This is a genomic window from Gordonia paraffinivorans NBRC 108238, assembly GCF_000344155.1.
GTDB classification, from domain to species: Bacteria; Actinomycetota; Actinomycetes; order Mycobacteriales; family Mycobacteriaceae; genus Gordonia; species Gordonia paraffinivorans.
This window is the reverse complement of the sequence record NZ_BAOQ01000025.1, coordinates 1-14,024: the sequence shown is the minus strand read 5'-3', so window position 1 is coordinate 14,024 and position 14,024 is coordinate 1. Positions and strand designations below refer to the sequence as shown.

Below are 14,024 nucleotides of genomic sequence, written 5' to 3'. Positions count from 1 at the left end.
TGGGTTCGCGGGCGCGGACTACGCCTCGTCGAAGACCTGCTGCACGACCTTCATCGCCGAGAGTGCCGCCGGCGCACCGCAATAGCCGGTGGTGTGGACGATCGCCTCGACGATCTCCTCGCGGCTGAGCCCGTTGTTCAGCGCCCCGCGCACATGCCCGGCGAGTTCCTCGTGGGCGCGCAGCGCGGTGAGGATGCCCAGGTTCAGCAGGCTGCGGTCGCGGCGTGGCAGGCCCGGACGGTTCCAGACCGCATCCCACACGTGTTCGGTGACGAACCGCTGCATCTCCGCCGATTCCGTGCCGTCGGTCCGGGACAGTGCGCGGTCGACGAAGTCGTCGCCCATCACCTGGCGCCGAACCGCCAGCCCGTCGTCGAAGGCCTGGGAGGTGTTCTCGTAACTCGACATCCGTCGATTGTCCACCCACCGCAGACGACGGACCCCGGCGCCTCTGCGGGTGCCGGGGTCCGTCGTGGGATGAGAGGGATCAGATGGGCATCAGATAGTGCTTGCGCGGGGTCTTGAGGACCTGCTTGTCGCGCAACTGCGCCAACGCCTTTCGGAGCTGCAGCCGGGTCTCGGCCGGCTCGATGACCGCGTCGATGTAACCGCGCTCGGCCGCGAGGTACGGCGTCGCCATCATCGTGTTGTAGAAGCTGATGAAGTCCTGCCGGACCTTGTCGGCCTCGGCGGCGGACAAGCCCTCGGTCTGCTTGCGGGTGAGGACCGCGGCGGCCGACTCCGCGCCCATCACGGCGATCTTGGCCGTCGGCCAGGCGAAGTTGATGTCGGCGCCGAGGTGCTTGGACCCCATCACCGCGTAGGCGCCGCCGTAGGCCTTGCGCAGCACCACGGTCACCTTCGGGACGTCGGCCTCGACGTAGGCGTACAGGAAGCGCCCCGAACGACGGATGGTGCCCTTCTGCTCCTCGGCGAGGCCCGGGAGAATGCCCGGGGTGTCGACGAGGAACACCAGCGGGATGTTGTAGGCGTTGCAGATGCGGACGAAGCGGGTGGCCTTCTCCGACGAATCGGTGTCCAGCACACCCGACATGACGCTCGGCTGGTTGGCGACCACGCCCACCGATCGGCCGTCCACACGGGCGAAACCGGTGATGATGTTGGGCGCGAACAACTCCGCCACCTCGTGGAAGGCGCCGTCGTCGAACAGCCGGATGATGATGTCGTGCATGTCGTAGCCGGCGTTGTCGTTGTCCGGCATGAAGTCGTTCAGCGACAGGTCCGACTCGGTGATCTCCGGCTCCAGGCCGGGATTGACCACCGGGGGCTGCTCGTAGGCGCTCGACGGCATGTACTGCAGGTACTCGCGCACCCACTCGAACGCCGCCTTCTCGTCGGGTGCGACGTGGTGGATGTTGCCCCAGCGCGCCTGGTTGTGGGCGCTGCCGAGGTCCTCGGCGGAGATCTCCTCGCCGTTGACCTGCTTGAGGACGTCCGGGCCGGTGACGAACATGTACGACTTGTCCTCGACCGCCACCAGGATGTCGGTGTTGGCCGGGGTGTAGACCGCGCCGCCCGCGCACTTGCCGAGGATGACCGACACCTGCGGGGCGAGACCCGACAGCAGGTCGTTGCGACGGCCCATCTCGGCGTACCACGCGAGCGAGGTGACGGCGTCCTGGATGCGGGCGCCGGCCGAGTCGTTGATGCCGACCATCGGGCAGCCGATCTTGCCGGCCCATTCCATCAGCGACGCCACCTTGCGGCCGAACATCTCGCCGACCGTGCCGCCGAAGACCGTCTGGTCGTGCGAGAACGCAGCGACCGGCCGACCGTTCACCAGGCCGTGGCCGGTGACCACGCCGTCGCCGTAGCCGCTGTCGGCCGCGCCCGGCATCTTCGCCAGCGCGCCGATCTCGACGAAGGTCCCGGGATCGAACAGCATCTCCAGACGCTCGCGCGGGGAGCAGATCCCCTTCGCCGCGCGCTTGGCGATGGCCTTTTCGCCTCCGGGCTCGCGAGCGGCCTCCAGCTTCGTGCGGAGGTCGGCGAGCTTGCCTGCGGTGGTGTCAGTCACGGTCCTTCACTTTCTACGCGACCACGATGTCTCGTGAAGCAACGGTCTGCGGACGCCTCTCGGCGGGTAGTCCGTCTGGCTATTTCTTACCAAGCTCTCGCAGACGGTTGGTCAGGTCGGCACCGATCTTCGCGATGTAGGGCTCGTCGACGATCGACAGGTGATCACCGCCGATGTGGATGATCTCCAGGTCGTCGACGACCTCGCCCCAGCGGCCGTCCTCGTCGATCTCGGCCCACTGCGGCTCGAGCTCGATCGCGCCCGCGTGCATCTTGTCCGCGCGGTAGAGGACCACCTTGCCGTCGTACGGGGTCGGCTCGATGTTGCTCAGCACCCGGTTCTCGATGAACGAGGTCCGCTGGTGCTCGATGATGCCGCCCGGGATCTTGGTGCCCGACATCGACATCATCTCCATGATGATCGCGAACTGGCCCTCGTCGTCGGCCTCGACGAGACGGTCCATCGGGATCGGCACGTCGGGGTCGAGGTCGTAGTTGCGGATCGCGAACTGCTTCCACCGCTCGAGACGCGCCCGCTTGGTCTCGGGGGTCTCGGTCATGTCCTCGCGGGGGCGGACGACGTCGATCAGGCCGACGAAGGCCACATCCTCGCCCTGCTCCCGGAGCACCTGCGCGACGCCATAGGCCAGCGCGCCGCCGAACGACCAGCCGACGAGCACGTAGGGACCGTGCGGCTGCAGTTCACGCAGGCGCGGGATGTACTCGCGCACACGCTCTTCGATGGTGCCCTCGACGCCGCGGTCGAAGCCGATGACCGGCTGGTCGTCGGGCAGTCGCTTCAGCAGCGCCTCGTAGGCCGAGGTGTTGCCGCCCGCGGGGTGGAACAGCAGGATCGGCGTCGGGTCGCCCGCGGCCGGGTCGTAGACCTTCTTGCCCTCGGGAACCAGTCGCAGGTACCGCAGGAACCCGTCGGTCGCGGCGCCCGCGTCGAGGTGCTCGCGGACGTAGTTCGCCATCTCCTCGATGGTCTCCGAGTCCAGGACGTCCTCGACGTCGATGTCGCCGCCGGTCCGCTCGTTGAGCCGGTCGGTCAGCTGCTGGGCCACGTCCTCCGACAGCACCGGCAGCTTGTTGAAGATGCCGCCCGGGGACTTCTTGGTCACCACAGCGTAGGTGCCGAAGGTCAGGCGCTCGGCCGCGTCACGCGGCGGGACGTCCGAACCGGCCGCCTCGGCGACCGCCTTCTGCGAGGTGATGTCCGTCTTCGGGGTCTCGGGGGCCTTCGCGGTTTCGGGGGCCTCGGGCGCCTTCTCCGGCTCGGCCTTCACCGGCTCCGGTTCGGTGCCCGGGGACTCCGCGACCGCCTGCTCGACATGTGCGGCGTCCTTGGCGACCTCGAGCTTCGGCTCCGGCGTGGTCGTGCCCGCACCGGCCGAATCGCCTGCCGGCGAACCGGACTCGGCCTCCTTGGCCAGCTGCTCGTCGATGTAGGCGTTGAGCGCGGCGGTGTCGAGCTCGCCGTCACCGCCGGCATTGGCCAGGTCGTCGAGCTGATCGCGGTGGGTGACCGCGAAGGCGACGAACTTCTCCACGTCGGAGAGGTTCGCCTGGCGCATGGCCGTCAGCTGCAGCTGCGGGATGTCGAACTCGTACTCGACGCGGTTCTTGATGCGCACCGCCATCAGCGAGTCCAGCCCCAGCTCGATCAGCGGGATCTCGCGCGGCAGGTCCTCCGGGTCGTAACCCATCGACTCGCCGACGATGATCGCGAGGCGATCACCCACGGTCTCACCCGATTCCGGGTCCCACTTGTTGCCGATGGTGTCGACGACCTCGTCCTCGACGACCACCGTGTCGTCGGCGAAGACCTCGGCGGCCGTACCCTCCGACGCCGCGGCGGGCGCGTTCTCGGCGGATGCGTCGAGGTCGCCGGTGACGACGGCCTCGAAGACGAGCCGGAAGTTCTTGTCCTCCTTGACGTGCAGGGTCACCGACGCGCCGCCCGGATGCGGGGCGAGCGTGGTGGTGACGGTGCCCGTCTTCGGCAGCTCGGCATGCGAGATCGCCGCGCCGACGGCCGCGTTGGACAGGACCTGCGACGCGGCGGCGTGGACCAGCGCGCGCGGGTCGGTCACCGCCGCGGCGTCGACCTCCCACGCATGCCGGCCGTCGGGCAGCGCGACGTGCGAACCGGGCACGCGGCCGGCCGAACCGCCGGAGGCGAGCTGCGCCTTGAGCCAGAACTCCTTGCGCTCGAAGCGCGTGCGCGGGATCGCGGCATAATCGCCGGCCCCGAACAGCGACGCGACGTCGACCGGATGGCCGTGCACGTAGAGCTTCATCAGGGCGTTGACGAGGCCGAAGCTCTCGTCCTCCTTGCGGCGCAACGTCTCGATCAGCTCGGCGTCGTGGACGCCGGCCGAGAAGGTCACGGCCGCAACGGAGATCAGCACCGCGGGATTCGGCGACAGCTCGATGAAGGTGCGGTGACCATTCTCGACCGCCTTCTGGATGGCCTGGCTGAACCAGACCGAGTGGCGCAGGCCCTTGAGGAAGTAGTCGATCGTGTGGACCGGTTCGTGGCCCGGACGGTAGAAGACCTCGCGGTCGACCGAGCTGTAGAAGCCGACGGTCGGGCGTTGCGGGTGGATGCCGGTCAGCTCGTAGGCCAGTTCGCCGAGGATCGGGTCCATCTGCGAGGTGTGGCTCGCGCCCTTGGTCGCCAGCTTGCGGCCGAGCTTGCCCTCCGCCTCGGCGCGGGCGACGATCGCGTCGACCTGTGCCTCGGGGCCGCCGATGACGGTGTGGGTCGGTGCGGCGTACACGCAGATCTCGAGATCCGGGTAGTCGACGAGGACTTCGTTGATGTCCTCGGCGCTGTACTCGACGAGCGCCATCAGGCGGATGTCGTCGCCGGTCAGCATCGCCTCGCCCTCGCCCATCAGGCGCGAACGCTGGCAGATGACCCGGGTGGCGTCCTCCAGGGACAGGCCGCCGCTGATGTAGGCCGCCGAGGCCTCGCCCATCGAATGCGGGACCAGCACGCCGGGTTCGGCGCCGTGGTGGCGCAGCGTGTCGGCGAGGGCCACCTGGATGGTGTAGATGCCGACCTGGCTGGTCTCGATGCCGTAGGTCTGCTCGTCGTCGCAGAACATCTCCGCGATCGAGTAGCCGAGCTCGTTCTGCACGTACTCGTCGACGCGGTCGACGTACTTCTTGAAGATCGGGTTCTCGGTGTAGAGCTGCTTGGCCATCTTGCGGTGCTGCGAACCGAAGCCCGACAGCAGCCACACCGCCGACGCCGAGTCCGGCGAATCCGCCGAGTACACCAGCGGATTGGCCTTGCCCTCGGCGACCGCGCGGACGCCCTTGACGGCGTCCTCATGGGTGCGGGCCATCACCACGGCACGCGAGCGGCCGTGGTTGCGATGCGCGAGCGCACGGCCGATGTCGGCCAGCGGGGTCGAGCGGCCCTCCTCCGACTCCAGCCACTCGAGCAGGTCCGCGGCGGTCTTGCGACGACGCGACGGCAGGAAGCCGGAGATGACCAGCGGCACGACCGAGCCCTCCACCGCGCACGGCGCGAAGCCCTCGGCCGGGTCGGTGACGGTCTCGGCGACCTCCGGCTCGGCCTTCTTCGCCTGCGCGGCGAGCACGGCGCGCTCGGCCTCGGTCAGGTACTCGTCCTCGTCGTCGAGATCCGGCTCGTCCGGGAGCGAGGTGGTCGCCGGCAACTCGGCGGCCGAGGCGTCGTCGGCCGCCGCCGGCGCGGGGTTCAGGTCGCTCGGCAGCACCTCCCGCACGACCACGTGGGCGTTGGTGCCGCCGAAGCCGAAGCCGGAGACGCCGGCGATGGCGTGGCCGGAGTAGCGCGGCCACTCGGTGGCCTCCGGGATGACCTTGAGGTTGGTCGCGTCGAACTGGATGTACGGGTTGGGACCGCTGTAGTTGCGCGAGCCCGGGATCACCCCGTGCTGGAGCGCCAGCACGACCTTGGCCAGCGCACCGGCGCCCGCCGCGGACTCCATGTGTCCGTAGTTGGTCTTCACCGACCCGAGCAGCATCGGCTTGTCGGGGGTGCGGCCGCGGCCCACGACGCGGCCGAGCGCGTCGGCCTCGATGGGGTCGCCGAGGATCGTGCCGGTGCCGTGGGCCTCCACGTAGTCCACGGTGCGCGGGTCGATCGCCGCGTCGGCGTAGGCCGCGCGCAGGACGTCGACCTGGGCCTCCGGGTTCGGGGCCGGCAGGCCGTTGGAGCGGCCGTCGGAGTTGACCGCCGAGCCGGCGATCACCGCGAGGATGTCGTCACCGTCGCGGCGGGCGTCGGACAGGCGCTTGAGGACGACGAGACCGCCGCCCTCGGCGCGGATCATGCCGTCGGCGTCGGCCGAGAAGGCCTTGATGTGGCCGTCCTTGGCCTGCGCGCCGATCCGGTCGAAGCCGAGGGTCGCGGCCGGGGTGATGATCATGTTGACGCCGCCGGCGAGCGCGAGGTCGGATTCTCCCGAGCGCAGGCTGCGCACCGCCTGGTGGACCGCAACCAGCGACGACGAGCACGCGGTGTCGATCGCGATCGACGGGCCGCGGAAGTCGTAGAAGTACGAGACGCGGTTGGCGACGATGGCCGTGGAGGTGCCGGTGAGCGCATAGGCCGCGGTGTCCTCGGCGCCCTCGCCGAGGCCGAGGGTGGCCAGCAGCTGGTAGTCGTTCGTGGAGGTGCCGATGAACACGCCGACCGGGGCGCCCTTGAGGTCGCTCGGCGGGATGTGGGCGTGCTCGAGCGCCTCCCAGGTGAGCTCGAGCGCGAGCCGCTGCTGCGGGTCGACCATCTCGACCTCGCGCGGGCTCATCTGGAAGAAGTCGGCGTCGAACGACTTCACGTCGTCGAGGTAGCCGCCCTTGATGTTCGACGACTCCAGGATCTCGCGGAACCGCGGATCGGACCGGAACTCGGTCCAGCGGTCCTCGGGGAGGTCGGAGATGCCGTCGACGCCGTTGATGAGGGCTTCCCACGTCGACTCCGGGGTGGTCCCGGACTTGGGGAAGCGCGTCGACAGGCCGACGATCGCGATGTCGTCGTCGGCGCTGCGCTCACGCACCCAGAACTGATCCGAGGCGTCGTCGGCCTGCTCGTCGGGATCGCCCTCGATGATGCGCTTGGCGAGCATCGCGATGGTCGGGTGGTTGTAGGCGGCGGTGGCCGTCAACACCACGCCGGTCTTGTCCTCGACGTCGGCGGCGAGCGCCACCGCGTCGCGCGAGGACAGGCCCAGCTCCTCCATGGGGCGGTCGTCGGGGATCTGCTCGGCCGGCACACCGGTGGCCTGCGACACCCATTCACGCAGCCACTCCCGCAGTTCACCGACGGTGAGGTCCCCGGCGGTCTCGCCGGGGGTCGCCTCACCGGAGTCGGCGGCAGTGCTCGTGTCGGCGGTCTCTCCGTCTACCGAACCGGGGGTCTCTGGGGACGAATCATCGGGCAGATCGGTGCTGCGCGACTCGTCGGTATTCAGTTCAGACATTGCTTCCAGACTACTGCTCTCGTCGGCACCCGAAACCGGGTGCCGGGTGACTGGGGTCGTCGATCACCGACACCGCGGGGGATGGGACGGTGCCCGACAGGGCTACTCCGCTGCCGCGTCCGGGAACGCCGTCTGCTTGTAGCCGCCTCGCAGGGTGCCGTCGATGTAGGCCTGACGGGTCGCGCGACGGGCGATCTTGCCCGACGACGTCCGCGGGATCGACCCCGCGGGGACCAGCAGGACGTCGCGCGCCATGACGCCGTGACGCTGCGCGATGGCGGCGCGGACGGTGTCGGCGACCTCCTGCGGGTCGGCTTTGCGGCCGGGGCCGCGCTCGGCGACGATGACCAGCTGCTCGGAGGCGTCGTCGGGGTCGGCGGTCAGGCCGCTGCCCGCGAACTCGAAGACCTCCTTGGGCAGCTGGTTCGCCGGCACCGAGAAGGCCGCGACGAAGCCCGGACGCAGCGCGTCGCTGGCCTCCTGGGCGCTGTACTCGAGATCCTGCGGGTAGTGGTTGCGACCGTCGACGATGACGAGGTCCTTCACCCGGCCGGTGATGTAGAGCTCGCCGTCGAGCCAGACGCCGTAGTCGCCGGTGCGCATCCAGTTCGCACCTTCCGGCGCGCCCTCGGAGTGGCTGCCCTCCGCCAGCGGCTTGGCCAGCTTGTTGTGGAAGGTCTCCTCGGTCTCCTTGGGCTTGTTCCAGTAGCCCGCGCCGATGTTGGGACCGTGCAGCCAGATCTCGCCGACGTGGCCGTCCGGGCACTCCTCGCCGGTCTCCGGGTCGACGATGACAGCCCACTGGCTCACCGCGACCTGGCCGCAGGACACCTGCGCGACCGCGTTGGGCGAGTCCTGGTCGACGATGGTCAGCTTGCCGTTGTTGAGGTCGTCGCGGTCGACGTAGATGACCTTGGCCTCGTTCTCACGCTGGGTCGCGGAGACGAAGAGGGTCGCCTCGGCCATGCCGTAGCAGGGCTTGATCGCGGTCTTCGGCAGCCCGTAGGGACCGAAGGCCTCGTTGAACTTCTTCATCGAGCTGACCGTGACCGGCTCGGAGCCGTTGATCAGGCCGATGACGTTCGACAGGTCGAGCTCCTCGCCCTCCTTGGGCAGGCCGCGGGTGGCGGCATGCTCGAAGGCGAAGTTCGGGGCCGCGGCGTAGGTCTCGGCGCCGTCGGCGGCTGCGGCGAGCTCTTTGATCCAGCGGCCCGGACGGCGGACGAACGCCTGCGGGCTCATTATCGTGATGTAGCGGCCGCCCAGCGCGGGCAGGATGACGGTCAGCAGGCCCATGTCGTGGAACATCGGCAGCCAGGTCACGCCGCGCGCGTTGCGGTCGATCTGGATGGTCTCCGAGATCTGCAGGACGTTGGCGGCCACCGCCTGGTAGGTGATCTCCACGCCGGCGGGCACGCGGGTCGATCCCGACGTGTACTGCAGGTAGGCGACGGTGTCCTTGTTGTGGTCCTTGCCGGCGACCGGGGCGACCCAGCTCGCGCCGACGGAGTCCGGCACCGCGTCGACGGCGATGACGCGCGGGCGCTCCTTGGCGGGCAGCGGGGCGAAGAAGTCGCGGACCGCCTCGGCCGACTTGGTCGAGGTGAGGATGGCGGTCGGCTTGCAGTCGTCGAGGACGGCGTGCAGACGGTCGGTGTGGCCCGGCTCGTCCGGGGAGAACAGCGGGACGGCCACGGTGCTTGCGTACAGCGCGGAGAAGAAGCCGATGACGTACTCCAGCGACTGCGGGGCGAGGATCGCGACGCGGTCGCCCGGCTTCGTCACCTGCTGTAGGCGGGCGGCCACCGCGCGCAGACGCTTGCCGAACTGCGCCCAGGTCAGGTCCTGGGGCTCGCCGTCGCGCTCACGGCTGTAGTCGATGAAACGGTAGGCCAGCGTGTCGCCGTGCTCGCGTACATTCTGCTCGACGTAGTCGACCAGGGTCGCTTCCTCGGTGAATTGGAGATACCCATTCTCGTCGAGAAAGTCTTCGAGTTCAGTCTTCAGCATTCATTACTCCTGTGGCCCCCTCGTGGACTCCCCACGCGGGTGCAGGTTCTCCCGCGGTGCTGTCCTTCGGCACACCGCCGGGCAGTCCTGCCATCCACGTCTTGTGCCGACCGCGGGATACGGTAGCGCACGTCCATTGACACAACGAAAAGCTTGCGATCGTCATGCTCGGCTTCGCAGAAACGTAGGTCGGCCCCGCAACATGCGCCTCTGGGTCGCCATGCCCTCACCTCGCATTTCCGTCACGAGACCGACGGTCATGCTACTCCCCCTTCAACTGGGCCAGAACGGGCGCAAAGGCGTCCATCTGGGTCGGGAAGACCCCGACGTAGGACATGGTCGTCCGGCGCCGGACCTCGCGGATCTGATCGGCGATCTCCTCGAAGCTGCCGATCGCGATGTACGGCGAAGTCAACACGTCCTCGACGGTGAACTCCGTGTCGTGCGCGATGTTCGGCGGATACCCCTGTTCGAGGGCCTTCAGCGCCATCTCGGCGGTCGCGACGCGGTCGTCAGTGATGACGATCACCGCGATGGTCCAGTTCAGCTCGATCTCGTCGAAGCGGTCGCCCGCTGCCTGGCGGATGCGGTCGACGCGCTCGACCGTCTTCTCGAGGGTCATGTCCGACAGCTTCATCTTGCCGTCGGGCGTGGTGCCGGGAGCCACCGAGATGATGTCGGCGTGCTTGGCCGCCAGGGCCAGCATCTTGGGTCCGCCGCCGCCGACCGCGATCGGCGGGCGGGGTCCCTGGCGCGGGCGCGGGCTGCCCTCGAGGCCGCGGATCTGATAGAACTCGCCCTCGAAGTCCACCGTCTCGCCGCGCATCAGACCGTCGAGGACGGTGAGCGCCTCGTCGAGGCGGCGGATGCGGGTGCCCGGGGACTCGAACTCGATGCCGGCCTTGTCGAACTCTTCCTTCATCCAGCCTGCGCCGATGCCGAGCTCGAGTCGCCCCTTGCTCAGCACGTCGATGGTGTTGGCCTCCTTGGCGAGCAGCGCCGGATGACGCCAGCCGTTGGCAAGCACCGACGTCGCCAGCCGGATGGTGCTCGTCGCCTGGGTCAGCGCGCCGAGCGCGGCCAGCGGACCGACCTGGTTGCCGAGATGATCGGGAACCGCGAAGGTGTCGTAGCCGAGCTCCTCGGCATTCTGGGCCAGCTTGACGAACTTGCGGGCGCCACCTTCGTCCTTGTTGCCCTCACCACCCGCACCGAAGCGGAACTTGCGCAGACCGGAGGAGCTGCCACCCGCGTCGTTCGGGGGTTGCGTCATCGCTGTCCTCTCCTCGTGTCCGGCCGTGTCCGCCGAAGCCGCACGGCCCTGTATGTCGGTCGTCCGGACGATGTCCGGGCCAGCCCAACACGTTAACGCAGGGTGTCTGCCTCGCAAAACGAATCGGCCCGCTCGGCCGCAGGGTTACACCGTCGGCCGGCGTCGCGGCCTCAGCTGTGCGCCGGGCGCGGCGCCTCGTCGATGACGTCCTTGGCCCAGGAGTACAGCCACTGGGTCGCGGTCTTGCCCTCGTGTTCCCAATAGCGGGTCGTGGCGTACATCGCGTGGACGGGGTTGCCGGCGGCGTTCGCCAGCTTGGCGACGGCCTGGAGCGGATTGACCACCGTCGGCGAATCGCAGATGAGATCGCCTGGCGCGCAGATGGACTGCACCCGGTCCTCGAGTTCGCCGAATCCGCCGTTGCGCGGGCCGGTCATCGTGATGCCGGGGACGATGCTGCCCATGCCGCCGAGCGCGATCTCGGCCCCCACGCCCTCGGGGCTCGGGTCGATGTCGTTCTGCTTGCCGGGCTGGCGCCGGCCGTCGGCGATGAGCCCGACCCCAAGCACGAGATCCTGGTCACCGTCGGCGAGCACGCCCCGGCCGTTGCCGATGTTGCTGGCGAGGTCGCCGGCGATCACGGCGCCCTGGCTGAAGCCCATGATCACGTAGCGGGTGAGCGGGCAGCGCTTGTTGGTGGCGATGATCTTGCCGGCGGCGCGCTTGTATCCCTGCGTGCGCGAGACGTTGTAATCGGCCTGGCGGTCGGCGAGGTTCGTCGGGTTCCGGAACTGGGCGGTGTAGGGAACCGTGTAGATCTCCGCGCGCGAACGGTCGAACTGACCTGCGAGCGCCTTGGAGACGCGCAGCATCAGCGAGTTCGGGTTGGCCGTCGGCGAATACGGGTCGTCGTCTGGACTGGACTCCCAGGTGCCGGGGATCACCACGGTGAGGACGTCCGGACAGTCCGCCGGTTGCGCCTCGGGCCGCTCCTTCGACGGGGAGGTCGGGGGACGCTCCGGTCCGATCGGGGGCGGACCGGGCCGCGTGAGGATGACGACGAGCACCACGACGAGCACGATCGCCAGCGCCGCAAGCGCGAGCAGTGAGAGTCTTGCCAGCCGCCGGACCGGCCCCTTGCGGGTGCGGGCGGCGGATCCCCGTCGCTTCGCCACGTCAGCAGTAGTGCTGTTCTGCCGCGCGGATCACCTTGTCCGCCTTGGCATTCGCTTGTTCGACGGTCTCGGTGCCCGGACCGACCGAGGCGGTGACGAAGGCCTTCACCATGCCCGGGTCGGTGCCCTTCTGGCGGGCCCCGCACACGTACTTGGCCATGGTGAGGGCGACCGAGTTGTCGGTGTCGCCCGCGAACTCCACGTTCTGAGACTTCAGCGCCGCGAGGTAGGCCTTGGCCTTGTCGTCGAGCGGCTCGCCGGGCGGGCCGGGGAAGCTCTCGGGCACCTTGGTGCTCGGGTTGGGCGCGGTGTCGGGCAGCTTCGTCGTCGGGGCCCCCGAGGCCTCCGTCGACGGCTTCACCGAGTCTCCGGTGGGTGCGGTCGACGACGACGCCGGCGTGCCCGACGGGGCGGCCGAGTACAGCGACGTGGTCGTCACCGGGTTGTTGGTGATCGGCGCACTGGCGGTCGAGTCGTCCGAACATGCCGTGACCGAACCGAGTGCGAGCGCCAGGCCCGAGACGGCCAGCACCAGCCGAGCACACTTCGTTGTCATCGCCACTTCCTGTCGAACCTTGTGCGGAGTCGTGCCCAGGCTACCGTCCCGGGAGAGGCCCTCGGCCACCCCGAAGGGCGTCACCTGCGCAAACCCCGCGATTCCTCAGCGAAGTCTCAGGGCTTGCACACGCGTGGCCGAGATTGGGCCCGCCCCTTCCGGTCTCCGGACGCCCGGGCCTGTCGGCCGGGTGCCGGAGACCGGAGGGAGCACGACGTCACTTCAGGACCTTCGCGCCGTCCTTCGCGGTCCACTCGATGCGGCCGTGCTCGAAGAAGTTCACCCGGCCCTTGCCGTCGCGGGTGGGCTCCTCGTTGCTGACCGGCTTGCCGAGGCGTCCGCCCGGCCCGCCGGCGGCCGTGTAGGCGCCGCCGATCGCGCCGGTGACGAACCTCGGGCCCTTCGGGCCGCTGAAGATGCGGCCGTTGAAGAAGTCCTGGGCCTTGCCGCCGGGCACCGGGTAGGACGGGGTCAGGCAGCCGCCCAGGATGCCCTTGTTGGCGTCCCAGAGCTTGCGGAAGGCGTCGTCCACACGGCAGGCGACCGCATCGTTGGAGATGCCCAGTGCCGCGGCGGCCTGCGGCCACGCCTGGATCATCTCGAACTCCCAGTAGGGCCAGGTGTGCGTGCCCGACGGGCGGTAGACGGCCTGCCCCGGGATGCCCTTGCGGTTGAGCTGGATGGCGAACTGCTGCGAGGTCACGCGGGAGAGCATCTCCAGCCCCACGCCCGAGTAGTTGGTGGCCAGCAGCGGGATGTCCGACGGCTTGTCGTGCGGTCCGACCATGCCGTTGCCGGACGAGACGTACAGGCTGGTGCCCTGGAGCTTGTCGGCGAGCACGTAGGGATCGTGCTCCTTCCACGCCGGGTCGGACGGCGGGCCGAACATCTTCATCGAGTCGTAGCCGCCGCCGTCGCGCAGGGCGAACTGGATGGCCTGCGGCATGCCGAACGAGCTGAGCTGCAGGATGCCGGAGAACGACGCGGCGAACTTGTAGAAGCCGGGGTTGCGCGCGGCGAGCATCATGGCCGCCGATCCGCCCATGGACAGGCCCTCGATGCCGCGGACGTCGGTCGAGCGCCACTCGTTCTCGAGGATCGGGGGCAGCTCCCGGATGAGGAACGTCTCCCACTTGTAGTTCTTGCCGCGGTCGGGTTCCTTCCAGTCGGTGTAGAAGCTCGACTCGCCGCCGATCGGGAGGATGACGTTGACGTTCTTGTCCTTGTAGAAGTCGATGATCTTGGTGTTGATCACCCAGCCGCTCTGGTCGTCGCGGGCCCGCAGGCCGTCGAGCATCGTCAGCTGGGGGAACTTCTCCTTCGGCTTGGCGTACCAGTCACGCGCCAGCAGGATCTGGACCTGGATGTTGGTGTTCATCGACGGCGAGTAGACCCAGAGGGCCACGCGCCGGTCGGTGTACCAGAAGGTGTTGACCACCTTGCCGGGCGGCACGGGCGCCGCGGCCGGGGCGGGCGCCGGCGGACGCGGG

General features: G+C 69.1%; 8 protein-coding genes. All 8 read right to left on the bottom strand.

Annotated features, from left to right (window positions below; genetic code table 11):
• Positions 1-18: 18 nt before the first annotated feature.
• Positions 19-408, bottom strand: coding sequence for a carboxymuconolactone decarboxylase family protein (locus GP2_RS12725; protein WP_006900917.1), 390 nt, complete (start codon positions 406-408; stop codon positions 19-21).
• Positions 409-487: 79 nt separating this feature from the next.
• Entirely contained in the window at positions 488-2,038 is a 1,551-nt protein-coding gene (locus GP2_RS12720; protein ID WP_006900916.1) for an acyl-CoA carboxylase subunit beta, read from the bottom strand.
• Between the two features lie 79 nt (positions 2,039-2,117).
• Positions 2,118-7,520, bottom strand: a complete 5,403-nt coding sequence (gene pks13 / locus GP2_RS12715; RefSeq protein ID WP_006900915.1) for a polyketide synthase Pks13 — start codon at positions 7,518-7,520, stop codon at positions 2,118-2,120.
• Between the two features lie 102 nt (positions 7,521-7,622).
• On the bottom strand, positions 7,623-9,530 hold the full coding sequence (gene fadD32, locus GP2_RS12710) for a long-chain-fatty-acid--AMP ligase FadD32 (protein ID WP_006900914.1): 1,908 nt from the start codon (positions 9,528-9,530) through the stop codon (positions 7,623-7,625).
• 262 nt (positions 9,531-9,792) lie between these two features.
• Positions 9,793-10,803 (bottom strand): LLM class F420-dependent oxidoreductase, encoded by a 1,011-nt coding sequence (locus tag GP2_RS12705; protein ID WP_006900913.1) that lies wholly within the window; start codon positions 10,801-10,803, stop codon positions 9,793-9,795.
• A gap of 170 nt (positions 10,804-10,973) precedes the next feature.
• The gene (locus GP2_RS12700) at positions 10,974-11,978 is read right to left on the bottom strand and encodes a cutinase family protein (protein ID WP_006900912.1); all 1,005 of its coding nucleotides are present in this window, start codon (positions 11,976-11,978) and stop codon (positions 10,974-10,976) included.
• Between the two features lies 1 nt (position 11,979).
• Complete coding sequence (locus GP2_RS12695; protein ID WP_040526967.1) at positions 11,980-12,534, bottom strand: DUF732 domain-containing protein; 555 nt, start codon at positions 12,532-12,534, stop codon at positions 11,980-11,982.
• 217 nt (positions 12,535-12,751) lie between these two features.
• A partial coding sequence (locus GP2_RS12690) for an alpha/beta hydrolase-fold protein (RefSeq protein ID WP_006900910.1) occupies positions 12,752-14,024 on the bottom strand: 1,273 nt, incomplete at its 5' end.